At 58.3% G+C, this 25,809-nt stretch carries 19 protein-coding genes and 2 pseudogenes; 5 read left to right on the forward strand and 16 right to left on the reverse strand.

The features are described from left to right. Nucleotides 1-217: 217 nt before the first annotated feature. Together ACZRN6_RS24145 and ACZRN6_RS24150 are read right to left on the reverse strand one after the other, a co-directional pair. Entirely contained in the window at nucleotides 218-1,933 is a 1,716-nt protein-coding gene (locus ACZRN6_RS24145) for a UvrD-helicase domain-containing protein (RefSeq protein ID WP_464009016.1), read from the reverse strand. Then, the gene (locus ACZRN6_RS24150) at nucleotides 1,926-3,818 is read right to left on the reverse strand and encodes an ATP-dependent nuclease (protein WP_223448637.1); all 1,893 of its coding nucleotides are present in this window, start codon (nucleotides 3,816-3,818) and stop codon (nucleotides 1,926-1,928) included. Before ACZRN6_RS24150 ends, ACZRN6_RS24145 begins: the two co-directional genes overlap by 8 nt. Nucleotides 3,819-4,005: 187 nt before the next feature. Here ACZRN6_RS24150 and ACZRN6_RS24155 point away from each other — a divergent pair. The 5 genes and pseudogenes from ACZRN6_RS24155 to ACZRN6_RS24175 all read left to right on the forward strand — a co-directional run. After that, nucleotides 4,006-4,143, forward strand: a pseudogene (locus tag ACZRN6_RS24155) (ATP-binding protein); the annotation flags it as partial. A gap of 604 nt (nucleotides 4,144-4,747) precedes the next feature. Beyond that, nucleotides 4,748-8,554: a hypothetical protein gene (locus tag ACZRN6_RS24160; RefSeq protein WP_464009017.1), complete on the forward strand. Its 3,807-nt coding sequence runs from the start codon at nucleotides 4,748-4,750 to the stop codon at nucleotides 8,552-8,554. A gap of 569 nt (nucleotides 8,555-9,123) precedes the next feature. Further along, nucleotides 9,124-9,588: a DUF4365 domain-containing protein gene (locus tag ACZRN6_RS24165; RefSeq protein WP_464009018.1), complete on the forward strand. Its 465-nt coding sequence runs from the start codon at nucleotides 9,124-9,126 to the stop codon at nucleotides 9,586-9,588. An 18-nt stretch (nucleotides 9,589-9,606) separates the two neighbouring features. After that, nucleotides 9,607-10,077: a hypothetical protein gene (locus tag ACZRN6_RS24170; RefSeq protein WP_464009019.1), complete on the forward strand. Its 471-nt coding sequence runs from the start codon at nucleotides 9,607-9,609 to the stop codon at nucleotides 10,075-10,077. Nucleotides 10,078-11,018: 941 nt separating this feature from the next. Next, nucleotides 11,019-11,249 (forward strand): annotated as a pseudogene (locus tag ACZRN6_RS24175) (Arm DNA-binding domain-containing protein); the annotation flags it as partial. A gap of 166 nt (nucleotides 11,250-11,415) precedes the next feature. Here ACZRN6_RS24175 and ACZRN6_RS24180 read toward each other — a convergent pair. The 14 genes from ACZRN6_RS24180 to ACZRN6_RS24245 form a co-directional block, all read right to left on the reverse strand. Continuing rightward, nucleotides 11,416-11,670: a hypothetical protein gene (locus ACZRN6_RS24180; RefSeq protein WP_322145056.1), complete on the reverse strand. Its 255-nt coding sequence runs from the start codon at nucleotides 11,668-11,670 to the stop codon at nucleotides 11,416-11,418. A 1-nt stretch (nucleotide 11,671) separates the two neighbouring features. Next, a complete protein-coding gene (locus ACZRN6_RS24185) occupies nucleotides 11,672-12,304 on the reverse strand; it encodes a cytochrome c oxidase subunit 3 (protein ID WP_464009020.1) in 633 nt (210 codons plus the stop codon). Next, nucleotides 12,291-13,889 (reverse strand): cytochrome c oxidase subunit I, encoded by a 1,599-nt coding sequence (locus ACZRN6_RS24190; protein WP_322145054.1) that lies wholly within the window; start codon nucleotides 13,887-13,889, stop codon nucleotides 12,291-12,293. Before ACZRN6_RS24190 ends, ACZRN6_RS24185 begins: the two co-directional genes overlap by 14 nt. Then, complete coding sequence (gene coxB / locus ACZRN6_RS24195; protein WP_464009021.1) at nucleotides 13,886-14,818, reverse strand: cytochrome c oxidase subunit II; 933 nt, start codon at nucleotides 14,816-14,818, stop codon at nucleotides 13,886-13,888. The genes ACZRN6_RS24190 and coxB overlap by 4 nt, the downstream gene beginning before the upstream one ends. Then, on the reverse strand, nucleotides 14,815-15,606 hold the full coding sequence (locus ACZRN6_RS24200; RefSeq protein WP_464009022.1) for an SCO family protein: 792 nt from the start codon (nucleotides 15,604-15,606) through the stop codon (nucleotides 14,815-14,817). Before ACZRN6_RS24200 ends, coxB begins: the two co-directional genes overlap by 4 nt. Further along, on the reverse strand, nucleotides 15,596-15,964 hold the full coding sequence (locus ACZRN6_RS24205) for a hypothetical protein (RefSeq protein WP_464009023.1): 369 nt from the start codon (nucleotides 15,962-15,964) through the stop codon (nucleotides 15,596-15,598). Before ACZRN6_RS24205 ends, ACZRN6_RS24200 begins: the two co-directional genes overlap by 11 nt. Continuing rightward, a complete protein-coding gene (locus tag ACZRN6_RS24210; RefSeq protein ID WP_322145050.1) occupies nucleotides 15,954-16,952 on the reverse strand; it encodes a hypothetical protein in 999 nt (332 codons plus the stop codon). The genes ACZRN6_RS24205 and ACZRN6_RS24210 overlap by 11 nt, the downstream gene beginning before the upstream one ends. Next, complete coding sequence (locus tag ACZRN6_RS24215; protein WP_322145049.1) at nucleotides 16,949-17,482, reverse strand: c-type cytochrome; 534 nt, start codon at nucleotides 17,480-17,482, stop codon at nucleotides 16,949-16,951. Before ACZRN6_RS24215 ends, ACZRN6_RS24210 begins: the two co-directional genes overlap by 4 nt. Next, nucleotides 17,479-18,003 carry a DUF3341 domain-containing protein gene (locus ACZRN6_RS24220; RefSeq protein ID WP_322145048.1) on the reverse strand — a complete coding sequence of 175 codons (525 nt, stop codon included), beginning with the start codon at nucleotides 18,001-18,003 and terminating at the stop codon, nucleotides 17,479-17,481. Before ACZRN6_RS24220 ends, ACZRN6_RS24215 begins: the two co-directional genes overlap by 4 nt. After that, nucleotides 17,996-19,360, reverse strand: coding sequence for an NrfD/PsrC family molybdoenzyme membrane anchor subunit (gene nrfD, locus ACZRN6_RS24225; protein WP_464009024.1), 1,365 nt, complete (start codon nucleotides 19,358-19,360; stop codon nucleotides 17,996-17,998). The genes ACZRN6_RS24220 and nrfD overlap by 8 nt, the downstream gene beginning before the upstream one ends. After that, the gene (locus tag ACZRN6_RS24230; RefSeq protein ID WP_464009025.1) at nucleotides 19,350-22,220 is read right to left on the reverse strand and encodes a TAT-variant-translocated molybdopterin oxidoreductase; all 2,871 of its coding nucleotides are present in this window, start codon (nucleotides 22,218-22,220) and stop codon (nucleotides 19,350-19,352) included. Before ACZRN6_RS24230 ends, nrfD begins: the two co-directional genes overlap by 11 nt. Next, nucleotides 22,217-22,873, reverse strand: coding sequence for an ammonia-forming cytochrome c nitrite reductase subunit c552 (locus ACZRN6_RS24235; RefSeq protein ID WP_464009026.1), 657 nt, complete (start codon nucleotides 22,871-22,873; stop codon nucleotides 22,217-22,219). The genes ACZRN6_RS24230 and ACZRN6_RS24235 overlap by 4 nt, the downstream gene beginning before the upstream one ends. An 85-nt stretch (nucleotides 22,874-22,958) precedes the next feature. Continuing rightward, complete coding sequence (locus ACZRN6_RS24240; RefSeq protein WP_464009027.1) at nucleotides 22,959-24,752, reverse strand: thiamine pyrophosphate-requiring protein; 1,794 nt, start codon at nucleotides 24,750-24,752, stop codon at nucleotides 22,959-22,961. A gap of 62 nt (nucleotides 24,753-24,814) precedes the next feature. Beyond that, nucleotides 24,815-25,672 (reverse strand): SDR family oxidoreductase, encoded by an 858-nt coding sequence (locus ACZRN6_RS24245; RefSeq protein WP_464009028.1) that lies wholly within the window; start codon nucleotides 25,670-25,672, stop codon nucleotides 24,815-24,817. Nucleotides 25,673-25,809: the final 137 nt, after the last annotated feature.

The raw sequence follows: 25,809 nt of genomic DNA on the forward strand, positions 1-25,809 counted from the left end.
GCGAATGGTCAAGTCCAATGCAAATGCCTGGTCACGTCCGATGCAAACGACTGGTCAAGTCGAATGCAAACGACTGGTCAAATGGGGTGCAATTTCCCACGATACGCAAACCCCTGAAGATGGACACCATTTTGGTACGCAAATCTATTACTAGACTTCCGTACCGTGTCATTACCGCAGCCTGTCGACTCCCTGCTGCTGCACTCCTCGTGCGTACCTACTTCAAAGCAGGAAGCTCCTCAAAACCAGCTGCACCTAACTCGTCGCGCAACTCTTTGATGCAGGAAATGGGCACTGCCAACCAGAACAGATTTCTTGCTCTGGTTACCGCCACATAACCGATACGACCCTCTTCGCCATCGGTGCCTGCCAATAACGCTTGGACATTGGGCTTCTTCGCCACATACAGCACTGCGCCGATGGACTCACCTTTTACCTGATGGACCGTCTCTACCCTGATACCCGGCCCCTGTTTGGCATCTGCACCTTCACCAGCAAGAGGGAGCTCCAGAAGCTTGGTCTTTGCCAGCTTGTTACCAAGGGTGCCAACTGCCTTCAATCCAAACTGCTTTTCGATCGTCGCAAGCAGGATTTTAAGATTCTTCACAAGCCAGGGATGCCAATCGGTTTTGGCAATGAGAGTTGAGGACGGCAAACCAGCGTCTTCATTGCGAATAAAGGCCCATAGCAGTCGCCTCAACCGCAGCATCCATCCCTCATGCGGGGCACCTTGTAACTCGCTACTGAGTCCGTGGGGAGGATCATCCAGCAAACCGACGACAGCTCTGCATACACATTTAAAGCACTCCTGATAGCGCCCTTGCTGATCTCGTAGCAACGCCGCTTCACTGAACATGGCAACGGTGCCTTGTCCCGGAGGGGCGACCTTTCCAGCCAGCACCATCGCTCGATCCGCCGATCTGCAGATAATTGCCGCATCGTCGTGCTGCATTTTCAACTCGTCGATTCGAGCTTTGAAGGAGTCAAACAGCCTGGGGAGCTCCGAATCTTTGTACCCAATGAAATAAGCTCCCCCCGCCTCGGGATCTCGATCTGATTTGTCGTTCCTGCCACAAAGTCGGTTCGCAATGTCGATGATCGGTGGTAACGAACGATAATTTCGAGTCAGCTTGTATGGGGTGACACCGGCCCGCGCCTCGTAGGTGTTCAGAAACATGCCGTCAGCGCCCGCGAAAGCGTAGATGCCTTGATTGACGTCCCCGATGAGGGACACGGTTGCACCGGCCTTTATCAGGAGTTCCAAGATAGCCTGATGCAGCGTGCCCAGATCCTGAGACTCATCAACGAGGATTTGCGGGTAACGGGCTACTAAAGCTCGAAGCACAGCCGGCTGCTCTACCAAGGTTCGATAAACCCAGTAGCGTCCGAGGTCATGGGTGTAAGCGCCTGTGCTGCCAAGCCGTGTAACAGAATCTAGCGCCTTCCAGGTGACTAGGTGTGCTGGCCCTGCGTGGGTATCAACGAAGAAAAACGGACTCCCGTCTTCCATTCCTACCTTTAGTTCCTTGACCGAGAGCGGGCGGTCGTCGCCCCCTGGCCAATACTGATAGTTACTCAGGAACGGCTCAGAACCTGCTACGAGGTAGGCAGCCTTGGTCGCTGCCATGGTCCGATAGGCATGAGGTCGAAGTACGTGCTGCGTAAAAAAACCATCCAGCGTGTTGACCTCTACTAGCTTGCGATTGGCATCATCCGGCAGCGCCGACGCGAGCTGTTGGTATCCCTTGTTGAACGTGTTGACGGCCACATTGGAGAATGACAACAGCACGACACGACCCCGGCTTTTTTCCATCTTCTGCCGAACTGCGATCAGGCGTCTGATTGCGGTAGCAGTTTTTCCGCTTCCAGCACACGCCGTTACTGAGATCGGACCCAACTCGGCGCCGATGACATTTTTCTGTTCATCAGACATCCTCATGCTTGTTCACTCCCTTGCAGACGTGCCGGATCGCTTGCTCCAGGTACTCGGGCACCTTACAGCCAGGTTGCTTGGCAATGTGCTCGGCGAGTGCCTGGGCGTAACGGCCTTTCTGCACATTGCTGCTACTATCCTTGCGCTCGAACATGCCGCAAAACAGTGCTTTGGCCTTCGCCGTGTTGTCTGGCTGAGCGTTGACGATCTTGCCCAACGCCTTGGCAATTCGTGGATGGGGATCGCCGAGAGCCGCCAGCATGGCCTTACGATTCTCCTCAAGAAGCGCCAAGTCATATTCCAAAGTTTTTAAACCATGGAAGATCTTCACAAATGCATCTTCCATACCCTTCATCTTGGTTGTATTGCTGGAGATCCGCACCTCATCCCCAAGGGACGGATAGACCTCAACACGCTTGACCTTTTTCTTTTTCGCTCCGACTTCGGCTTCAGCTGGCTCTTCGTCCTCTGGCTCACCAGCCTCTTCCTGGTAGCTAGCCTCAGCGAGAAGATCTTCGATCACTTCGTCGCTCAATTCACCCTGTGCCTTGCCCTGAATCTCAACCTCTTCGAAAGGGTCGGCGTCAGTGATTACAGAAACCGGAATCCGCAAACCTTTTTCGCCGAACAATGGCAGGAAGGAATCGAAATTGAGCCCCTCCACGCTGATAAGGCTGACACCGTACTCACGCAGATCGAGATTTATGAGTTTTGCGAGTGCATCGACCAGCATGAGCTCGGCTGCACCTTCGACGAAGATCACTCGACGAGCAAAAAACAGCTCGGCTCTGGTTACATCCAGATAGCGTTCGAGCTTTTCGCGCTTCCCCTTCTCAAAGGTTATGTCACGGGGGAAGAACGTCTGCACACCTGCCTCGTTCTCGACCAGACAGACCAGCGCCTCAAGCTCTGAGTTACTGGCAAAATTGGGGGAATGGCTTGTGACGAAGAGTTGAACTGATTTGTCGCCCTCACTTTTAGGCACGCTAGCGAGGTAGCGAAGCAGAACCCGCTGCAATTGCGGATGCAGGTGCGCCTCAGGCTCTTCTACAATCAAACTCCGATAGGCAGCATCGGGATTTTTAGCCAGCTCGCTCAGCACCACAGCCATGAAGATCAGGTTGTTGAAGCCCAGGCCGTTCTGCTCAATCTCCAACGCCTCTGCAGTGATGGAGAGCCTTGCCGAAAGACGCTGGAAGTCCGTGGCAGTTAGGCCAATAGCAAGCGCCTGCGCCAACTGCTCACCCATCATCAAGCCGTGACGGGACGAAATTGCGGCATGAGTGCTCTTGATTGACTCGTTCAATTGAAGTTCGTCATCCAGCTTCTTCAGCGCATCATTAATCGTCTTGCGGCCATCGTCATCGGTCAAAAGATGAAGCAAGCGGGCCAGTTGGCTGTTTCGGCTAGGACGAAGCCCCTGGGCCGCATCACGCAGAGGCTGCAAATAGACGCCGCGAAGGTTCTCCATCATATCGGAGGTGAGCGCGACCTCCTGATGATCGCCGCACCATCGTTTTACTTTGAATCGTCCCGTCTGATCCGCATCGGTGTACCGGACATGGATGTGCGCCTCCATGGCGTTGTCTTCACACGGTTTTAGCGCCGCAATGAAGTCTGCTTCATCCTCATGGCTGAGTCCTTTAAAGACAAAATGGAAGGTGATGTCGCCTGCCGGCTCGCCTTCGTTGGGACGGTGTCGGTCAGAAGTATCAAGACGGGGGTACGGTTCATCGTGACCGGCGAGAAGGGTTCGAAGCGCGTCGACTACGGCGCTTTTGCCCACATTGTTTGGGCCTACCAACACGTTCAGTCCCGGCTGAAATTTCAGCTTGGCGTCACGCAGTTTGCGGAAATTATTGATCGTCAGCTCAGCGAGGTACATGAAAGACTCCATCCTTGTTTTGCAGATCAAATCCTATTGAGCTGAAGCGTGCAATAACGGATACGTGATGGATGCTGCCTCAATCGCTCCAAGCTGGAGCAAGGTAAAAGGACAAGTATTGGCTCTGACGTCGAATTGACCCAGTGGCTGACGGCACGCTGACCCAGCACCGATCAGTTGACCAATACATGCGCTGATCGGCGACCCGCCCCTAGGCGATGCCATCATCGACCGGCTGCCACATAACGCTTATCGCATCGAGCTACAGAGCGAATCGATGCGCAAACGCATGACGAAATTGACGACGGCGATCACTTCAGAGTAACAATGCCTACCTGCGTCGCTGCGCTCCTAATGCCTGTCCGGATGAACGTGGAATGAATATCCGGATGCTCGTGGGCTGAGTGTCCGGATAGCGTGGAATCCGCAGTCAGACCTTCGTCGAGCTCAACAGGCACGAGCTGGCGACCCTAGTACGGCGGAGGCTGAAGCTGAAATCAAAGCCCGCAAAGCCGCTTTTCACGGTTTTAACCCAGGCGGTACCAAGTTCGTTGTGCGTTGCCTGGATGGCGGCGCTTGGGATCGCCCGTCCCTGTGGGGCGTGTTCCCGACCGTATATGACGCAATCGAGTTTTGCGAGAAAGGCCCGGCCTGGCGCCGAGCTCGCGCACCTCAAAGCTGAGTGAGGCCTTGCCGTCCATGCGTTAACCCGGTAACGGCCAAGCTGACGACTGCCAAGGCATTCTGCGTAACAGCGTCAAAGCCTTCGTAAAACACGCGCAAGGATAATCTCCTGAACCAAATCGCGTCCCGCTCAACTAGCCGGGCGAATGATGGTGTTCGCGTTATCGAAAAAACCATGACCGTTCAGTAAGCTACCAGCACAGGCGTCGACGCAGTGAGCGACCCACCAAGGATTTCGGAAGAACATGAGTTCGTATGATCTGATCAAAGATCTGGAGAGAAAACTGGCGCTCTACAAAGACACGCACCCTTCGCGTGTGGCCTCTCCAAATTTCCTTCACGAGCGGATCGCTCATTACATTCACGCTGCGCATATCTACCCGAGACCTCTAAACCGAGACAACGTGGCAGCCCTGCTAGAGGGGCGAGATTCCTGGCCAACAGTGGCAGGTGCAGAGTTTTGTCTAGCCTACCCGGTGGACGTCTCGGAGCTTGAACAGGCCCGCGTTATCGCATTCCCGGATGACTATCTGGCCGTACAGCCCAAAGTGCCCTCAACCCCCGATATGCCACCAAAGCTGCGGCATCAGCTAGATGCACACACCCTTCTGTACGAGCTGAGGTACCTCAACGATGTCTGGGAACCCCCGCAGTTAAGACTTTGCCAAGAAGACGTTACCTCGATCGACCTGGCCGTCCTGCGCGATACCTTTGAATCCCGAGCCGAAGGTTATCGGCTGAAGGTAAAGCGCGAAGACCTGAAAGGCGTAGGCACTTTCCTATGGAAACGACTGATAGACGGCTCCGTCGACCCAGATACCGCTTTTTCCAATTACATCACCAGGATGCGGCTGGCCGCTGGCAGTATTGCTATCTTCCAAATCGATTTCGATCTAGATATCGACGTTAAACAGTTCCTTGACTGCGCCTTCAACTATATCGCTGCAGATAAGACGCTCTTTGATAGCTGGGCAGACTGCGCAGCCAATGTCGCTATCAGTCATAATCGTGTTAACAACATCATCAAGAAGCCATCTCCTCTAGTGGTGCAGAAAAGACCGGGACAACCTGACGAGGTGAGCCAAGAAGCGGAACCCTATTGTGAGGCGCTTGACTTCTCTCAGCTTGAAAGCATGATCTACAATCTGGCGAGCAGCCCCCCCACCACGCTCATGGAGGGCGCAAAATGGTGGAAAGATGTAACGCATTATCGATTCCAAGGGATCGGAGGCATTAGCGAGCACTTAGTTCATTTAATCCTCCAGCGCGAGCACAACCTTTACTCCCCCAGAGACAGCTTCCCTCTCACCCGGAAACTAATCGATTTAGCCTATCGCTCCCCTAAACTGGTCGGAGCCCTGTTCAGTGATATCTATCACCCTCCCTATCTTTGCTTCTTACTCTCGAACCCGAAGACAAACCAATTTGGCTTGATCGGTGTTTATGGAAATATAGAGCGGAACATGCGCCCCATATCAGAATATGCCTCTTATGAGAAGACCTGGAGTGACTTAGTATGGGCTCAAGCTCTTGAAGTATTTTACAACAGCTACGAGCAGTATGTTCGCCTACCAGCCCTTCCCGAGGCTGTAGATCAGCTTTGCGAAATGATCGCCTGGTTTGCCACCCACGAGATCAACTACAACTCTAGTCACAAGTTAATGGCAGACACTCGCCTGCCTAGCCTCCAAAAGACCATAAGCACCGTGAGGTACTTGGATGACTCAAGACAAGTTAGGTACCTCATAGAAGACCACCGCCAAATACTCATCAATCGGGCGCACGAACACCTTAAGAAGGCTCGTATAGGGGACCGACATCTACCCCTCGGAGGGTGGCTGATTTTATTCTGGTGCCTTGAGTGGGATTTGGCCTCATCCAAGTCACACCATAATTCGAGTAGCCATGCACTTGATGCATGCGAGGCATTGATCGAAAGCTACCTAGGACTGCTGCATGACCGCCTGAATGGTGACACGAATGCGGTTGATGACCCGCTCGCATTTGATGAGTTTGAATGGCTCAACGTCTATATAAACGCATTAGCCAAGCATCGCGAACGCTGGATCAATGCTCTTGATGATCAACCCGCGATCGAGTCAGGTAACCCCACCAAAGAAAAAAGAGACACCGTATTCGCTGCTCGCATGCACACCCGATTGCTACTGAAACTTTTCACGCAAACTGAGCACACTCCAGAGCACGCAGCGGAGAAGCGCATTTTTGCAAGTAAGCTCATGGGTATTATCGAACGCTTTGGCTTCTATTCAGAGTGGCAATCTGGAATTTTCGATTATTTGCATGATAACTCGGACTACAGCCCCATAAAACTATGGCCAACAGTTTGCAATGTAGCTAACAATTTTACTCCGAAAGAATTTCAAGAGCTAATTGCAATTTTGCGGCGAAGGGAGGCCCCTTTAAGAGCGCTATTTATAATGCTAGAACGTACCACTACATATGAGAACAAGAAACTTGTAGTGGGACTTATAGCTGAGCGCAATCTAGAAGAGGCGGCAACCAACTGGACTCCCGAAGCCTTCGACATCATCCTGAAAGCCGCTAACAATGGTCAGATGAAAATTGCCAGGGAATATCTAGACTACGTGAGAAAACACTCTCACAAAACCTTTAAAAACAAGACTACTGAAATATCTGCCAAACTAGACCTTAAAGATATATTTGACAACAAAAAGCTGCCAGACCAGGAAAAAATCAATAGGCTATGTCTGTATAAAATATCCAGCGAAGAACAACAGGTCACCAATGAAGTTCAAAGCTTCAAGCGATACCTGATTGCTTCTCTCACAATGTTTGTGGATCATGCCAAAGCACTGGACATGTTCAGCAGTGTGCTCGATGTTGAACAGACACTACAGAACGCGACGGGTTTGATCAAAGTAGCGCTCTCTTGGCCCACTGACATCGCTCGACCCGAACCACTTGAGTTTTATTTAAAGCGCTGGCTGGACACCTATCAAACAACTTTCAAGACGGATCTCGACGCCAAACTCAGCGATGTTGAGCTAAATTACATTCTTCAGCTCTGCTTGGAAACGGAACATTTCGACGATTTCAAACGATTCTGGAATGTGGCTTCGCCCCAGCAGCAGAAGGCCTATGAATTAGCTCCACTGAGGGCAGAGTATCTCAAGCGTATGAGAAGCGCCGAAGAAGCACTCTCTTATCTCCAACAGATACGCATTACTCATCGATCTTTCCCACAGGATGCAGAAGAAAAAATCGCTGCCATTGAGAATAGCCTCAGGAGCACCGGCACCGTGGGCCTCTCTAAGCCTCAGCCAATCCTCAATGCTGAGATTGACTCCTTTCATGACAAGCTGCGTCTTGCATGGCTTACAATCAAGGACATGAACGCATACGATCAAAGTCAAATATTTATGAATGCCACAACAAATATTGATGAGTACCTGTTCGAATTGGTAGAGCATGTGGGCCGGGAGTTACTGAAACGTAATGGAAATCTCCAGCGCAAGAAATTGGCTCCAGCGTCCGCGAGCACGATCATGCTTGATGAGGAAGACATGATTAACGACTGGTTTGTATCGCTCGTATGTCAACGCATGAGTTTTCTTAACTGGACGATGCCCGATCAGTCACGTACTGGGCGCTCAGGCAGCGGTAAGGGTGTCGGCGAGATTGATGGTTGGGTACGGGATGGAAGGGGAAATCCGGTGTTCCTATTTGAAGGTTTTAGGCTTGGGAACTACATCGACTCTACGCAAATTGATGAGCACCTGAACAAGATCGGCAGATATAACTCCATGGGTATGAGTACGGTGTTTGTGGTGATTTATGTCGCTACGGAAAACTTCTCACGACTGTGCGAATCCTATGTTAGACATGTTGAGAAATGCGACTACAGAGACTTTGACGATGATTACAAAAGCGGATTACAACTCATAACAACACAGGGAAATAGCTTTAACGCCAGATACTATAAGGAAACACGTAAAATCAATCAGAGTGATGTGAACATCTACCACCACTTGTTACATCTCAAACCACCCATGGACAGTGATGAGGGATGATTTGAAGGATTCGGAATGAGAACTCCATCACAGCGCAAGCCTGCGAAAAAACTTGAGTCGGCGACCGTGTCCTAGTGCAGCAGCTGCAGAGCGAGGTTGTCGACCTGGAAGCGACAGATAACGGAGAGATATCTGTCGCTGACTGCTCGAAAGCCCCCAGTGAACTCCCACCGCGGTGACCCGACCAGCCAGTCTTGGATGTGGGTGCAGGCTAGCGGCCCGCCCGATTTGACCCAGACGGAACGAGAAGCAGCCCTGCTATTGCTTCGTGAAGCCCAAGCGCGACTGTGGCGGAACGGGCTACCCTGGGCCCTGAAGCTCAAGCGTCCCATCACCCTGCCTCTGCTACCAGAATTCGTCAGATTGGACTACACCAGCACCAGTTCGGTTTTCCCCATCCAGCGGCGGATCACCCCGATACCCTACAGATGCTTTGCGCCCAATCGAAACGGAGCAAGCCCAGTCCTACTTGCTGTAGGGGGCGTTCTAAGGTATCCATCTCTGAATTCGGTCTATGGCGGCTATTTCTGCTTTGAGATCGATTCCGTCTATCCAGTGCTGGAACTAACATGCCCGATTATTCTCTTCCCCAGCGGCCATCGTCTCACGTGATCGATAGTCGCGCCAAAACGTTACTTCGTGCGGCGCTTCCGCCTCAATGGATACTGCGAGACCAGACCGAGAACGACTACGGCATCGATTTTCATCTCGAGTTCACTGATCAGAACAACCAGGTCATCGGCTGGATTTCTGGAATTCAGCTAAAGGGGACAGCGTCTGGGAGCCGTGAAAAGCCCGAGGAATCCCCCGTTGTTGAGATCAAACGGAGAACCCTTAATCTCTGGAAAGTTTACGAAACACCCGTTTTCATAGTGATGATCGATGTAGATACTGAGCAGGTTCATTTCAAGTCGATTGAGCTGGAAAAACGACTTGATCCCGCTAGATTCATAATCGGACGTACCGAGTCTCTGAGCTTACGGTTTACCGAAGCAGATTTTACAGATGTAAAAAAACTCGATGTGCATTACTAGTTCGCTAAAAATCTTCGAATGATGGATTGGGCGCTGCCGTCGATCATGGCTACACATAAGACGTTTATAAGCCTGTTCGATCGCTACCAACGCAACGGCCACCTGCCGGTAGATGGCGAGGGGACATATGATCCCGAGAATTTCGCTGCCCATGAGCATGAGCGTCGCATTCGCAATGTCTACTCCGACATGAGGGAGCTCTGCCCGCTAATCGGATTTGCATGGGGTGTTCCGAGCATCGAGGCAACCATCCACGACCACGACTGGTACGATGGAGGTAGCGAAATGTATGAATGCCACTTCACCATGATCCTGCAACAACTTGATGTTAAGTTTCAGGAAATATTCGAAACTGTAAAAATAATTGTGACGAGCTTTAATAAATACTGGAAATTACGCAACCCCGAGTTTGCCGCCTACGCACTTGAAGATCATCCTTTGTTCTCGAAGCTGACCCATGAGCAACGCAAACCTTATCTGAAATTCTAGGGTAGTTATCACCTTGCCTATATTTGACTTTGAAGGCACCCCAAGTTTGATGCAGTTATCTCCATCGCCACCGAGCATGCGCTGATTTCACCTTCACACGCAGTCTAACCTCCGCTGGGTCATCCATTGAACCAGCGGTTGACGAAGGGCTCATTGCTTGTTGCACAGACCACCACGTATAGCCTCGTTTCAGGATGCACTGAACGCTACGTAGGGACGAAACCCCAGGCCGAATACGTCCTCAAGCATAAAGGCTTCTTTGAACTGGATTCCGGGGTTCGGATGGAGGATTTGGTGAATTTCTGTTTTATGGGCATCAAGCATACGTGCGCGAAAAATGATTGCTGAGATCGGCGCCGGGGCCCGATAAAGCTTACTTCCAGCAAGCGCAAGGGCTCTCCATTCTCTCTCATACCTCCACTGCTTGGCCTTCGTTTACACACAAACGTCGATAAAGCTCTGAATCGCCCCTGGTTTCGTAGAAACCTCCAAGCCCAGCAAACCAATTACGCGGATGCAAATATTGGGTCGAACACAGCCGATCGGAGTTGCTGCTCTCGAGCGAGAGCGGATTAGCTTGTCCTTGATGAGCCCTGCACCCTCCCTCCAGATCCAATGAGGAGTTACACCGAAAGCCAGCCACTGCCATACTGGAGTCCGTGAGAAATCGCCGCTCGCGAGCGCTCTCGCACCCCATGTAACTGGGGGCAAAACTGGGGGCATCATTAGTTTTTTATGACCTGAAACTACCGTCCTAGAGCCTAGTCAAAATGTTCTTTGGCGACCCCGACAGCCTGTAACAGAATTCCACAAAACTCCAATAAACCTTTTATTAACATAAGGTTATAGCTAAATTCAATCGAAATTCGTCCGTCCAATTCCACTGGTTTCCAGAGCTCAGGAGGGAATAATTGGGGGCAAATTTCGATTTTAAAAAAACGATGCCCCCACTCATTTTCAGACGAAAACCCAGCGATGCCTTCATCCGCACGCTGACCGAACACCGCAAGCACGCCGACCGCGATGTTCCTGGCCTCTACTTGGAGGTAAGGGCGTCGAGCAAAGCAGGAAAACCGCCTTCCAAGTTCTAGCGTTTGAAGTATCGGCTGCATGGCAAGGAGAATCGGTTCTCGATCGGCGCCTTCCCAGACATCGGTCTGAAGGAGGCACGAGCCTGAGGTAAAGCGTCAGGTCGGTCCGTTCGACATCATTTCCTACGATATTCCCGAGGACTGTGCTGCGGCCTACTACCCCGAATGCAACCCGCTGGTGCCGCTCTGGCACCATGCCGAGCGCAGTAAAGTGCCGGCGGCCAAATCGGTGCCGGTGCGCCTGAGTTCAGCGGGTGGCTGATTCACCGAGGATAAACACCACCATCACCAACAGCCACAGCAGGTACGCCCAGCCAAACAGGCGCGCCCAACCGCGGTGACGGTACAGCCCCAGGTAGAACAGCAACAACAGCAGGAACTGCGCACCGGCGGCGAGCATGATCACGCCGCCCTGTCGGGGCCAGAACGTTGCACACAGCAACTGCAGCGCCAACAGCAGCAACAACCCGGTGTAGACCTTCAGTGCGCCTGCCTTGCTCATCTCAACGCCCTACCAGGTAGAGGGTGGGGAACAACACAATCCAGATCCCATCGACCAAGTGCCAATACAGGCTGATCATTTCCAGCCGTGTGTCCGCCTGATGCTCCGCCAGCGTGCCGCGTCCCAGCGAACGATACAGCCACAGCGCCAGGCCGACGGCGACCAGCACATGCACGCCGTGCAGCGCCGTGGCGATGAAATACAGGTTCATGAACAACTGCGCCGAGGGCACTTGCCAATGCGACGCCTGGGCGAAACCAGGCAACACGCCCTCTTGAATCTCCAGGCCATACTCAATGCCCTTGCAGCCCAGGAACAACACACCCAACAGTGCAGCGCCGAGCAGCCAGTGACGCACCCGGCGCGGCTCACCGGCGGCCATCGCCAGGGTCATCAGCAAGCTGCTGGTCAACAGCAGGAACGTATTGCCGGCCGCCAGCCAGTAATGCAGCCCCGCCACCGCCTCCGCCACCCCGTCCGGGTGCTGCAACCGCAGCAACCAGGCGACCATGATCAGGCTGCCGAACATCATTGCTTCGCTGGCCAGGAACAGCCACATGCCCAGGCGTGCGGCGTCGCGCTGCTGGGCCCAGGCCACGAACGGCTCGGAGGGCTTTTCGTCAGAGCGGATCACGACGCGCCTCGGGTGAATAGTCGTACGCTTCGAAATCCACCGTCACCGGTGCTTCGAAATTATGCACTGGCGGCGGTGATGCCACGCGCCACTCAAGCCCGGCAGCCTCCCAGGGATTGATGGGCGCCCGCTCGCCCCAACGCAACGAGCCAAGCAGGTAAAAGAACGGCAGCACGTAGGCCACGGCCAGGATCGACGCGCCGGCAGAGGACAACACATTGAGGAACTGAAAGTCCGGGTCATAGCTGTGATAACGCCTGGGCATGCCCAGGTAGCCGAGCAAAAACTGCGGGAAAAACGTCAGGTTGAAGCCGCAGAAAATCAGGATCGCGGTGATCTTGCCCCACAGCTGCGAGTACAGCCGGCCAGTGATTTTCGGCCACCAGAAATGCAGCGCGCCAAAGTACCCCGCCACCGCCGCCCCGACCATGATGTAGTGGAAATGCGCGACCACGAAATACGTGTCGTGCGCATGCAAATCTGCCGCGAGCAGCGCGAGAAACAGCCCGGTGACGCCACCGATGATGAACAAGCCGATAAAGGTCAGCGCGAACAGGAACGGCGCGTGCAGCGTCAGGTCACTTTTGTACAGCGTGGCGCTCCAGTTGTAGGCCTTGATCGCCGAAGGAATCGACACCAGAAAACTCAACAGCGAGAACACCAGGCTGGCGTACATCGACTGCCCGGCCACAAACATGTGGTGGCCCCACACCAGAAAGCCGATGACCGCAATCGCCACGCTCGACCAGGCGACAAAGCGATAACCGAAAATACGCTTGTGCCCCGCCGCCGTGATCAGTTCGCTGACCACGCCCATGGCCGGCAAAATCATGATGTACACCGCCGGGTGGCTGTAGAACCAGAACAGGTGCTGGAAGAGCAGCGGGTCTCCGCCCAGTTTCGGGTCGAACACGCCAATATTGAACAGGTGCTCGGCGGCCACCAGCACCAGCGTGATCGCCAGCACCGGCGTGGCCAGTACCAGGATGATTGAGGTCGCGTACATCGACCAGATGAACAGCGGCAGGCGCATCCAGGTCATGCCCGGCGCGCGCAAGGTATGCACGGTGGCGATGATATTGACGCCGGTGAAAATCGACGAAAACCCGGCGATAAACACCCCGCAGATCACCGCGACCACATGGCCGTTGCTGAACATCGTCGACAACGGCGTGTAGAAGGTCCAGCCGGTGTCGACCCCGCCTAACAGCAGCGCGAGCAGGGTGAACAAACCACCGCCCAGCAACAGGTACCAACTGAACAGGTTCAGGCGCGGAAACGCCATGTCTTTGGCCCCGATCATGATCGGCACCAGAAAGTTGCCGAACACGCTGGGAATCGAGGGAATCAGGAAAAACCAGACCATGATCACCCCATGCAGGGTAAACGCGCGGTTGTAACCATCGGCGGTGAGCAAGTCGCCTTCCGGGGTCACCAGTTCGATGCGGATCAGGCTCGCCGCCAGTCCGCCGGCAAAGAAAAAGAAGGTCACGGTGAGCATGTACAGCACCGCGATGCGCTTGTGGTCGCGGGTCAGGAACCACGAGCGCAGGCCTTGTTTATGCAGGTAGCTGGGTTGGCTCATTTGGGATCTCCAGGCAGTGTGCGCAGATAGGCCACCAGGCGCTGCACGGCCTCTTCGTCGAGCAAGTTGCTGTAGGTCGGCATGATCGGCAGGTAGCCGGCCACCAGTTGTTTTTGCGGCAACAGGATACTGTCGCGCAGGTAGGCTTCATCGGCCTTCACCTGGCTCCCATCGGCCAGCTGTACCGTGCGATTGAACACTCCGGCCAGCCGCGGCGCGTTACCCGAGTCATGGCAACTGCCGCAACCGTACTGCCGGTACAGGGTTTCGCCCTGGCTGGCGAGGTCGGCGGCGCTGCCGTTTTCGGTCAGCCAGTGTTCGTAGTCGGCGGCGTCCAGCACCACCAGGCGCGCCAGCATGGCCGCATGGTCGGTGCCGCAGTATTCGGCGCAGTACACCTCGTAGGTGCCGCTGTGCTCGGCCTGGAACCACAGCATGCTGTAGCGTCCTGGCAGCACGTCCTGCTTGATGCGCAGGCTGGGGAAAAACAGGCTGTGGATCACGTCCTCGGAAATCATCGTTAACTTCACCGGGCGCCGGGCCGGCACGTGCAAGGTGTTGATCTCGCGCTGGCCGCCCTGGTGCTGGAATTTCCACATCCATTGCCGGGCGGTGACCTGCACTTCCAGCGCGTCATCCGGCGGCGTACGCGCGATGAAAAACAACCGCGCGGAAAACAGGAAGACCACCAGCGAGCCAATGAACGGCAGGATGATCCAGGCCAGTTCAATGGGCAGGTTGCTTTGCGGGCGGTGGTCACGGTCTGCCACGCGGCCGCGTCGATAGCGCCAGATAAACACCCACAGTGCCACGAATACCGGCACCACAAACAGCGCCATCATGGCCGTGAAGCCAATCACCAGCCAATCTACCGAAACCGCATAATCCGAGGCTTGCGCCGGCCACAGGCGCAGGAAATGTTCGTTCATGCTGTCCTCCGACGTTCGCGGCGTACGGCCAGGCCGATAAACAGGCCCAGCACCAGCACCGTTGCGACGCCGGCCACCTGGAGCAGTAAGATAATGCGGCTGCTATAGGTGCCGCTTTGGGGGTCGTAGTGGTAGCACAGCAACAACAGCTGCTCTTTGATTGCGCCGAGCTTGCCCTGCCCGGCTTCGGTGAGCGCCAGGCGCAGGTCGCTGGCCTGGTAGCCCAGGCCATAGAGCCAGCGCGACAAACGCCCGTCAGCGGTGACCACTGCCACCGCTGAACTGTGGGCGTATTGTTGTTGCTGCGGATCGAAGCGGTAACCGAACCCGATCGAGTCGGCCAGGGCCTGGCTGGCAGCCGCGTCGCCGGTCAGCAGGTGCAGGCCGGGCGCGTCGGCCAATGCCGGCCAGTGCTGGCTGAGCTTGGCCAGTTCTTCGCGGGCGGCGCTCACGTCCTCACGCGGGTCGAAGCTGAAGGCGATGACCTGGAAGTCCCGTCCCAGGCGGTAAGGCTGGTTCGCCAGTTGGCTGAACAAGGTCGAGAGCGCCGCACCACACACATTCGGGCAGCGGAAGTACAACGGCACCAGCAGCGTCGGCTGGCCGTTGAGCAAATCGCCCAGGCGCACCGAGCTGCCGTGCTGATCGGTAAAGCGCGTGTCCAGGGCCAGGCGGCTGCCCGCGCGGCTGCTGTCGATGCCGGCGGCGGTAAACGGGTCGAAGCCCTGGGCCATGACCGGTTGCAACACCAGGCACGCCAGCAGCGCCAGCACGGATTTAATGCCCACGGCCATCGTCCTCTGGTGCGGGCCAGCCTCGCTCCAGCATCAACTGCCGAGCGTGCGCCAAGGGCAGATGCACGATGTGATGCTCGCGGTCGACCCAGCCAAAGCTGTCCAGGTGCACGCGCTGGCGGGCGAGTTGTGCTTCGCCGGCCTGCCTGGGGTTGGCTTGTAAGCGCGGCTCGGGCGGCAGCAGACGCTGGCTTTCCAGTTCGCTCAAGGGGGGCTGTCGCGCATGCTGGCGATAGCCACTCAACAGCCAGGCCACGCCACCCAATGCCAGCGCGACCGCCACGAACAACAGCAGGATCACGCGCCAGGCTTTTTTGCCGTCAAAACTGTTGGGTTGGTAATCAGGTGTCATGGCGCCTCCTTTGCCATTGCCGGCGCCACCACATGAACAGGCCCGCCGCGTAGACGCCCTGGCAAAGCACGGCGGTCAGCACGGCGCCGGCGCCTGCTTCAGGGAATATCGACGGCAGGCTGATCCAGATGGACTCCAGCGCCCCCAACAGCAGGATCGCCACGCAACCCCACATCAACACCCACATCCGCGCGCCCCACGGCGACGCAAGCACCAGCAGACACGCCAGTTGCCCAAGCATCAACAACGCGGTCAACACGCCCCACAACCCGGCTTCCCGCAGGCGATACCAGAGCGTTTCATGCTCCAGGTTCACCGACCAGATAATCAGGTACTGCATGAAGTGCACATACACCCAAAACCCCAGGGCACTTACCAACAGGCCACGCAATACGACGCACTGCCGGGCCGGCAACAGCACCACGTTCCAGCACATCACACAGAGCCCGGCAAACGCCAGGCCATCGAGCAAGTGCCGGGCAATCAACAACAGGCCGAAAATGCTGGAGACAAACCCCGGCTGCAGCGACATCAGCCAGTCCACCGCCGCCAGGCTGGCCGTCAACCCGTAGAGGATCAGCCCCGCGGCGTTGTGCCGACCGGCCCAGCGCAGCACCCGCCAAGCCAGCCCGGCATACAGCAAGGTGCGCAGCACAAAAAACCACGGTGACAACCAGAGTCCGCGAAAACCCTGGGTCTCCTGGCCGTACCACGGGTACACCCACGCCATTGCCAGCAGCACCGGCAGCAGCATCGGCACCATCAGGATCACCGCGCTCGCGCCCAGGCGGCTGCCCGGTTCCAGCAGCGGTTGCCAGCGCCCGCTGACCAAGGGCGTCAGCACGGCGAGCAGCACGCAGCCCAGCGCGATGCTGGTGCCATTCACTGCCGCCGCCAGTGCGCCCGCGCCGACCCAGGCTGGCTGCCACAGGGCAAACAGCGCGAGCCCGAGGGCTGCGATGGCGACCAGCAGTGGTAGGCGTTTCATTGCGCTCGCGCCTCGAACGCCTGGCGCAGCGGCGCCGGCAGGCTGTCGAGGTCGGCATGCTGGCTCAATTGCAACAGGCGCAGATGGGCGACAATGGCCCAGCGCTCCTGCGGCTGGATGCGCGATTCGTAGCCATACATCAAGCCTTGCCCATGGGCGATGACGTGCATCAGTTGGTCATCGGTTGCGTTCAACAGCCGAGGCTCGATGAATGATGGCGGCGCCGGAAAACCGCGACCGACCACCAAGCCATCGCCGAGCCCGCTCAGGCCATGGCAGGGTGTACAAAAGGTTTGATAGCCAGCCTCGCCCCGGGCAAGCAATGCCGCACTCAGCGCCGGGCGCTGCTGCACGCTTGCCTCGCGCTGCAACTGCCCGCGCGCCACGCTGCCCGCCGGTGGCTGACGGCTGCTGAGGCCGTCGGCGAACAACGCACCCGCGCGCTGCTCCAGCACCTTGGCCTGGCGCGACATATCATCGCAGCCACTGCACAGCAACGCCAGGCACAGCGCCCACGGCCAGCGACTCACGGTTGCACCGCCTGCACGCTGAGCGCGTGTTCGGCCAGCCAGGCACGGGTGTTTTCAAGGTCGAACAGTGGGTCACGCGCGTCGATAAACAGGAAGAACCCGTCATCACTGGCGGCGTCGAACCCTTCTGCAGCAAATAACGGATGGTGCAGGCGTGGCAGGCGGATGCACATCAACCAGGTCAGCACCGCCGCCACGCCAGCAAACACCACCGCGAACAAGAACGTCACCACCCACAGCTGCGGCAACGCAATCAACGGACGCCCGCCAACGTTCAGTGGATAGGCCCACACCGAGCCAATCTGCATCAACAGTGCCAGCCCGGCGCCCACTGCAGCGCCGACACACGCCATGCGTGGCACGCGGTTGGACCTGGCCGCCAATACCGGCTCCAAGACTTCCAGCGCAAACGGCGCAAACGCGTCCAGGCGTCGATAGCCGAGGTCCCAGGCGCGCAACCCCGCCTCTACCAGCGGTTGGGGTGCGGAAAAACGCGCGAGCAGCCCCAGGCAGTCAGCCATCGCTGCGCTCCTGATGCAGCGCCTGCTTGACCTCGAACGCCGAGACCATCGGCAGGTAGCGCAGGAACAGGCTGTAGGGCACCAGAAATACGCCGAAGCTGCCAATAAACAGCGACCAGTCCCACAGCGTTGGCGAATAGTCGCCCCAACTCGACACCAGCAGGTCGCGGGTCTGGGGCGGGATTAGCAACATGAAACGTTCGGCCCACATGCCCACCAGCACCGCCAACGCGACCAGGGCCAGGCGTCTCGGTTGCTGTCGCACTTGGGGCCACCACAATGCTTGGAGCACGCCGACATTGCAGACAATGGCCAGCCAGAAACTCCAGGCATGCGGGCCATTGATGCGCGTGAGCAGCACCTCGATTTCATGTGCATCGCCGCTGTAGAACGGCATGAACAGATCCGCCAGGTAACCGTAGGCCGTCAGCCAACCGGTGGCCAGCAGCAAGCGGCCGAGCATGTCCAGATGGCGCGCGGTAATCAGGCTTTCGATGCACAGCATCCAGCGCACGCCAATCGCCAGCAACGCCACCAGCGCAAACCCGGAAAACACCGAGCCGGCGACGAAATACGCCGGGAATAACGTTGAATGCCAGCCACTCTGGGGGCCCATGGTCATCAGGAACGAGTAACCGCTGGAGACCGCAAACACCAGCGGTATTGCCAGGATCGCCAGCACCCGCGTGGTGCGTCGCCATAACGCCCAGTGCCGTTGCGAACCGCGCCAACCGAGCGCGAGCAGGCCATACAGAACTTGCCGCAACGGCGTCCTGGCGCGGTCACGGGCGGTGGCGAAATCCGGTATGGCGCCCACCAGCAGGAACAACACCGACACCGTCAGGTACGACAGGATCGCAAACATGTCCCACGCGGTGGGGCTCTTGAATTGCGGCCATAGCCCCATTTCATTCGGGTACGGCATGGTCCAGTAGAACAGCCAGGGACGGCCCAGGTGCAGGATCGGGTACAGCGCGGCGCAGATCACCGCCATCAGCGTCATCAATTCGGCCAGGCGATTGAGGGTATGCCGCCAGGGCCGTTCGATCAGCAGCAGCAACGCTGAAATAAACGTGCCGGCGTGGCCGATGCCCAGCCACCAGATGTAATTGAGAATGCCAAAGCCCCACTGCACCGGCTGGTTATTGCCCCACATACCCACGCCCTTGGCCAACAACACCGCGACTGAGGCGAGGTAGACCAGCAACAGCACGATGCCGGCTCCGAACATCCAGCGCCAGGCCACGCGCCGCGGGAACTGTTGCAGCGGCCCGAACACCTGCCGCGACACCTGCTGGTCACTCAAGGCCTGCGGCAAAAAATGCGCGGTGTCGTGCAGCAATGGCTCAGTGCTCATCGGCCGCGCCCTCCTCTTCGATCCGCGCCAGATAGCTGGTGCGCGGTCGCGTGCCGAGGGCTTCGAGCAGGCGGTAATGGCGTGGGTCCCGGCGTGCCTGGCTGACGGCGCTCGCCGGGTCGGCGATGTCGCCAAAACGGATGGCCTGGCTGGGGCACGTCTGTTGGCAGGCGGTGACCACGCCTGAGGTGTCGAAGTCGCCACCTTGCTGCTTGTCGTCAATCCGCACACTGCTGATGCGCTGGATGCAGTAGGTACATTTTTCCATGACGCCCCGGGCGCGCACCGTCACCTCGGGGTTGCGCTGGGCCTGGAGCGACGGCGCCGCATCGGCGCTGTAGTCCAGCCAATTGAAGCGGCGGACTTTGTACGGGCAATAGGAGGCACACGTGCGCGTGCCGATGCAGCGGTTGTAGACCATCTGATTCAAACCATCGCGACTGTGTACCGTGGCATTGACCGGGCAGCCGGTTTCGCAGGGCGCCTGTTCGCAATGCATGCACGGCAACGGCTGGAAGCGTGAGCGCGGTGCCTCCAGCGGGCCCTGGTAGTAGTGATCGATGCGCAGCCAGTGCAGGCTGCGGCCTTGGGCAACCTGGTCGGCGCCGACCACCGCGATGTTGTTCTCGGCCTGGCAGGCGACGACACAGGCGTTGCAGCCAGTGCACAGGTCCAGGTCGATGACCATGCCCCACTGCGGGCCACTGTCGGCGGCCGGGCTGTAGAGCGACACCGGAATCGATTGGGTGGGCAGTTGCGGCGCATCGCGCGCGACTACGCGGATGGGTGGGTCTTCATCGCCGGGAAGGTGGTGATGGGCCTGCGTGGCGGCCAACCGATAACGCTCGCCCGTGGCACGCAGGGTCGCGCCGACGGAAAGCTGTTCCAGCGGCCTGACGGCGTAGCCGAGGTGGTTACCGACACGCCCGGCGCGGGTTCGGCCATAACCGGTGTACAGGGCGATGACCTCGTCGGCCTGCCCCGGCTCGATCCACACGGGCCCGCGCACAGTCTGGTTGGCCAGGGTTACTTCAACGCCGTCACCATTGCCAAGGCCCAACTGCTCAGCCTGGCGCGGCGAAAGCCCGATCACGTTGCTCCAGGTGAGGGTACTGATCGGCTTGGGCAGTTCCTGCAGCCATCCACAATTGGCGAAACGCCCGTCCCATACCGTCGGGTCTGGGCGGATGACCGCCTGCAGGCCGTCGATGTCGGTCAATGCGGGAGTTGCCGCTGTCGCGTCGGCGACTTCTATGGGCGGCGCAGCCGGTTCGATCCAGCCGTCCGCCAAAGCCTGGCGCCATTGAGCCTCGGGGATAGGCGCCCACGTGGCGCGCACCAGTTGCAGGGCATCAACCTCGGCGGCGTTGAGCAGCATGTCGACCACCTGATGCAACGTACGGGTCGCGTACATCGGTTCGATCAGCGGCTGCACGATGCAGGCGCTGCCGTCTGCGGCGCGGGCGTCACTCCAGCCATCCAGCGCATGGTTGAGTGGCAGGTGCCAGTGGCATTCGGCAGCGCTTTCGTCGTAATAGAGCCCGGCGTGCAGGCGGAACGGCACCTGCTGCAGGTCGCGCGCAAGCTGTGAAGTCTGCAGCGGGTTGCAATCAAGCATGAGCAAGTGAGTGACGCGCCCCGCTGTCAGCTCGCGATTCAGTTGATCCAGCGAATCCCAACGGCGTTGCGGCGCATAACCCAGCAGGCTCGGCACCTGCCAGTCCGGATGGCCGAGACGCTGGTTCAGGTGCATGACCTGCGCCTGCAGCGCCTCGGGCGCCTGAGGGCTGACGCCGATGAACCCTCGGCCTGGATGCGCCTTGAGCGCGGCGGCGGCCGCGTCAACCCACTGCTGCTGCGCTGCCGTCATGCGCGGCGTGGCCGAAAGCGTTTCGCCCAAGGCTTGGCTCAAGGCCAGCAACAGGTCCGGCAGGCGTGATGGCGCGATCGGCAGGCGTGCCGTGGCGGCTGCGCCGGTGAGGGTTGGAATGCTTTCAGCCACGAACGCCAATGCGGCGCCCTCGCCTTTGGCCGCCCGCCGCCGCCGCTCGGCCCAGCCGCGCTGCAACGCCGTCTGGTGGGGACCGCTGCCCAACGGATCGTATTCCAGGCACACCAGCACGTCAGCCTGTTCCAAGTGCACGCGCGGGCTCACCGGCTGGCCGAACACCCGTTCGCTGCTGTGCAGGGCGACGGTCTCGTTGAATGCCTCAGCGTGGTACAGCCTCGCCTCGGGCCAGCGTTCTTGCAGTTGATCGAGCTGTCGCCCGAGGGTCGGCGAACTGCTGGCGCCGCAGGCGATGTGCAGGCCTTTGCCGTGGACGCCATCCAGCGCCTGTTGCATGCCCGACAGCGCCGCAAGCACGTGCGACCAACTGGTTTCGCGGCCTTTGAAGCGCGGCGCCTGGGAGCGGTCGGGGTCATAGAGTTGCAGGATTGCAGCCTGGGTGAACGCATCACAAGTGCCGCCGGACATCGGGTGTTCAGGGTTGCCTTCCAGCTTGATCGGGCGTCCGGCGACAGTCTTGCCCAACACCGGCTGAGCGACGCCGCAAAAGGGTATGGCGGTCGCATACCAGGCGGCGACACCCGGTGTCAGTGAAACCGGTTGGTTAACCGCCGTAACGGCCTGTTCCGGGGTTTTGCCGCACGCGGCCAGCCCGGCCATGGCGAGGCTGGCCGCCATCAGTTGCAGGAAGCTTCGGCGGTCCATCAACGGTGCCGCTCCCGGAAACTCCGCTTCCATCAGCGCTTGGGTCTCGGGGGACGCCGCCAGGGCCTCAAGCCCGCGCCAATAGGCCTGGCCCTTGAGCCCGGCCAGTTGCCCGCGCAAGGCGGTGAAATCCAGTGGCGCGCTCATCGGTGGCACGTCCCGCAGTCGGTCAGACCTCGGATATCAATAGGGTGCGCCTTCATAAGACGCTCACCCAGAGCGCGGCGATCCTCATCGGTACGCCACTGCATGTTCGTTACCTGATCTACCGGCCGCAGGTGCGGTGCTGGGTCCCGGTGACAGGCCAGGCACTGGCCCATATTCAGAGGTTGGGCCTTGAACATCAGTTGCATACGGTCGACCTGGCCGTGGCATTCGCTACAGCCAACACCAGCGTTTACATGCACGCCGTGATGGAAGTATACGTAGTCCGGCAGCTCGACCACGCGCTGCCAGTGCATCGGCTCATGCTCGCGCAGGCTCTTGCGCAAAGGCGCCAGCACGTCGGCGTTTTTCCAGACCTGGGAATGACAGCTCATACAGGTTTCGGTGGGCGGCAGGCTGGCCATGGCCGAGGACTGCACCGCGCTGTGGCAGTAGCGACAGTCAATCTTCAGCTCGCGCGCGTGGTGGGCATGACTGAAGGGCAAGGGCTGTTCGACCACCCAATTACGCCCGGTGCGGTAGTCGGTGCTCTCCAGGGTCAATGCCACAAGCAAGCCTCCCGAGACGCCGACGATTAGCAGCAGCAATCCCACGCGCAACCAGGTGTCGGCCGAGCGCCTGAAAATCTGCGTCATCGCCGGATTCTCATGTCCATGTCCTTACAGCTAGGGCTGCGCGGGTGCGCAGGAGTTCGTTATTTTTGTTATCGGCGCGGGCTGTCTATGGCTTCGCGCGCCCCGGCAAGACACTCGCCAGCACTTGCTTGGCAGTTTGCACAATCACCCCGGCCTCATCCGGATCGCCCTGGAGCAGCGTGGAAGCAAATTTCTTCGCTTGTTCCAGCTTGATATGCGGTGGCAGCGGCGGCACGTTGGGGTCGGTCTTGAACTCGATCAACACCGGCACATCAGAGGCGAGCGCTTGCTCCCAGGCCGACGCGACGTCTTCTTCGCGCTCGACGAAGATACCCTTGAGCCCCAGCGAGATCGCAAACAGGTGGTACGGCACGTCGGGGATGTTCTGCGAAGCCTCGAACTTGGGATCGCCTTCCATCACCCGTTGCTCCCAGGTGACCTGGTTCAAGTCCTCGTTATTGAAGACTGCGCAGATCCATTTCGGGCTCTGCCACTGCCGCCAGTATTTGGCGACGGTGATCAACTCGGCCATGTTGTTCATTTGCATCGCGCCATCGCCTACCAGCGAGATCACCGTTTGCTGCGGATGGGCGAATTTGGCCGCAATCGCATAGGGCACGGCGGCGCCCATCGACGCCAGGCCGCCGGACAGCGAACACTGCATGCCCCGGCGGATCTTCAGATCACGCGCATACCAGTTGGCGCAGGAGCCGGAGTCGCTGGTGATAATCGCGTGGTCGGGCAAGCGCGGCGAAAGTTCGTATACCACGCGCTGGGGGTTGATCGGCTTGGCCTTGGCCAGGGCGCGTTTCTCCAGGGTTTTCTCCCAGCTTGCGCGCCAGCCTTCGATCTTTTTGCGCCAGGTACGCGTGGTCTTGTGTTCCAGCAGCGGCAGCAGTGCGGATAGGGTTTCGGCCGCATCGCCGAGCAGGTTCACCTCCATCGGGTAGCGCAGGCTCAGCATGTCGGGTTGCAGGTCAATCTGCACGCCGCGCGCCTGGCCTTCCTTGGGCAGGAACTCGGAATAGGGAAAACCCGAGCCGATCATCAACAAGGTGTCGCATTCGGTCATCAACTTGTAGCTGGGTTCGGTGCCGAGCAGGCCGATGCTGCCGGTCACCCATGGCAAGTCATCGGGTAACACCGCCTTGCCGAGCAACGCCTTGGCGACGCCTGCGCCCAATGCTTCGGCCACGGCGATCACCTGATCAGTCGCCGCCAGTGCCCCGGCGCCGACCAGAATTGCAACCTTTTTGCCGGCATTGAGTACGTCCGCCGCGCGCTGCAGGTCGGCGTCATAGGGCACTACCTTGGGTTTGCTGTAGCCCACTCCGGAATGCACCGTGCCATGGGCCCTGGCGGGAGGCTCGTAGGCAGCGTCCTGCAAGTCGTTGGGCAAAATGATCGCAGTGACCCGACGCTCGCCGACGGCGGTGCGTACCGCACGGTCAATCAGGTGGCGCACCTGCGACGGCACCGAGGCCTGTTGCACAAAGGCGCCGGCCACGTCCTTGAACATCGAGACCAGGTCCAGCTCTTGCTGGTAATGGCCGCCCAGCGCTGCCCGGGCTTGTTGCCCGACAATGGCCAGCACCGGCATGTGGTCCATACGCGCGTCATACAGTCCAGTGATCAAATGCGACGCACCCGGCCCGGAGGTGGCAATGCATACCCCAAGCTCGCCAGTAAATTTAGCGTGGGCCGAAGCCATGAACGCGGCCATTTCTTCGTGACGGGCCTGGATGAACTCGATTTTGCCGTTGGCGCGACTCAAGGCACCAAACACGCCGTTGATGCCGTCACCCGGATAACCAAAAATCCGCGTGACGCCCCACTGGGCAAGCCGTTCAACCAGAAAGTCACCTACTGTCGTTGTCATTGGAACCCTCGCTTAAAGCAGGTCGAATGAAAACCGGCGCAACACGTTGCGCCGGCCATGCGTCAGAGAATCGGCTTACCGCCCGTCACGCCGTAGCGTTCGCCGGAGATGTAACTGCCCTCATCGGATGCCAGCAGTACATAAATCGGCGCCACTTCGACCGGTTGGCCTGGGCGACCCAGGGGTGTATTGCCACCGAAATTCTTCACTGACTCTTCAGGCATCGTCGACACGATCAGAGGTGTCCAGATAGGCCCCGGCGCGACGCTGTTGACGCGGATCCCGCGCTTGCCGAGCAACTGCGCCAGGCCTGCCGTGAAGTTGGCGATGGCGCCCTTGGTGGCCGCGTAGCACAACAGGGTCGGGTTGGGCGCATCGGAGTTGACCGAGCTGGTGTTAATGATCGAACTGCCCTCGGCCATATGGGGCAGCGCAGCCTTGCAGATCCGAAACATGGCGGTGACGTTGACGTCGAAAGTCTTCACCCATTCCTCGTCAGAAATTTCCTCCAGGGTTTCGTGGGTCATCTGAAAGGCTGCGTTGTTGACCAGAATGTCTATGCGGCCGAAGGCTTCTACCGTGTCATTCACGATGGCCGCGCAGTGCGGCTGGCGGCTCAAATCACCCGGCAAAAGTACGCACTGGCGGCCGGCCGCTTCGACCCAGCGCGCGGTTTCCTTGGCGTCCTCGTGCTCGTCCAGGTAGGAGATTGCTACGTCCGCACCTTCACGTGCGAAGGCAATGGCGACGGCTCGGCCGATGCCGCTGTCGGCGCCGGTGATCAAGGCTATTTTGTTCGCCAGACGGCCTGAACCCTTATAGGTTTTTTCACCACAATCGGGTTGCGGGTCCATCCGGTATTGCGCGCCGGGCACCGCTTGCTGTTGGGGTTTGAACGGTGGTTTTGGGTAGTTGCTCATCGGAGGTCCTCCTTCGCTTGCCTATTCTTGCGAGGACTCACCGCAGGCAATAGTTCAGACGAAATTGCAAAATCCGGATTAGCGTTGCGGTGGTGAGGTACCACCCGTCGATCTGAGTAAACCTTCGCCAGTATTTG

It is taken from the genome of Pseudomonas sp. A125 (genome assembly GCF_055409485.1).

Excerpts from the sequence above, each read along its gene's own strand:
- ACZRN6_RS24145 (WP_464009016.1), bottom strand. The coding sequence starts at position 1,933 with ATGTCTGATGAACAGAAAAATGTCATCGGCGCCGAGTTGGGTCCGATC.
- ACZRN6_RS24150 (WP_223448637.1), bottom strand. The coding sequence starts at position 3,818 with ATGTACCTCGCTGAGCTGACGATCAATAATTTCCGCAAACTGCGTGAC.
- ACZRN6_RS24160 (WP_464009017.1), top strand. The coding sequence starts at position 4,748 with ATGAGTTCGTATGATCTGATCAAAGATCTGGAGAGAAAACTGGCGCTC.
- ACZRN6_RS24165 (WP_464009018.1), top strand. The coding sequence starts at position 9,124 with ATGCCCGATTATTCTCTTCCCCAGCGGCCATCGTCTCACGTGATCGAT.
- ACZRN6_RS24170 (WP_464009019.1), top strand. The coding sequence starts at position 9,607 with ATGATGGATTGGGCGCTGCCGTCGATCATGGCTACACATAAGACGTTT.
- ACZRN6_RS24180 (WP_322145056.1), bottom strand. The coding sequence starts at position 11,670 with ATGAGCAAGGCAGGCGCACTGAAGGTCTACACCGGGTTGTTGCTGCTG.
- ACZRN6_RS24190 (WP_322145054.1), bottom strand. The coding sequence starts at position 13,889 with ATGAGCCAACCCAGCTACCTGCATAAACAAGGCCTGCGCTCGTGGTTC.
- coxB (WP_464009021.1), bottom strand. The coding sequence starts at position 14,818 with ATGAACGAACATTTCCTGCGCCTGTGGCCGGCGCAAGCCTCGGATTAT.
- ACZRN6_RS24205 (WP_464009023.1), bottom strand. The coding sequence starts at position 15,964 with ATGACACCTGATTACCAACCCAACAGTTTTGACGGCAAAAAAGCCTGG.
- ACZRN6_RS24210 (WP_322145050.1), bottom strand. The coding sequence starts at position 16,952 with ATGAAACGCCTACCACTGCTGGTCGCCATCGCAGCCCTCGGGCTCGCG.
- ACZRN6_RS24220 (WP_322145048.1), bottom strand. The coding sequence starts at position 18,003 with ATGGCTGACTGCCTGGGGCTGCTCGCGCGTTTTTCCGCACCCCAACCG.
- nrfD (WP_464009024.1), bottom strand. The coding sequence starts at position 19,360 with ATGAGCACTGAGCCATTGCTGCACGACACCGCGCATTTTTTGCCGCAG.
- ACZRN6_RS24230 (WP_464009025.1), bottom strand. The coding sequence starts at position 22,220 with ATGAGCGCGCCACTGGATTTCACCGCCTTGCGCGGGCAACTGGCCGGG.
- ACZRN6_RS24235 (WP_464009026.1), bottom strand. The coding sequence starts at position 22,873 with ATGACGCAGATTTTCAGGCGCTCGGCCGACACCTGGTTGCGCGTGGGA.
- ACZRN6_RS24240 (WP_464009027.1), bottom strand. The coding sequence starts at position 24,752 with ATGACAACGACAGTAGGTGACTTTCTGGTTGAACGGCTTGCCCAGTGG.
- ACZRN6_RS24245 (WP_464009028.1), bottom strand. The coding sequence starts at position 25,672 with ATGAGCAACTACCCAAAACCACCGTTCAAACCCCAACAGCAAGCGGTG.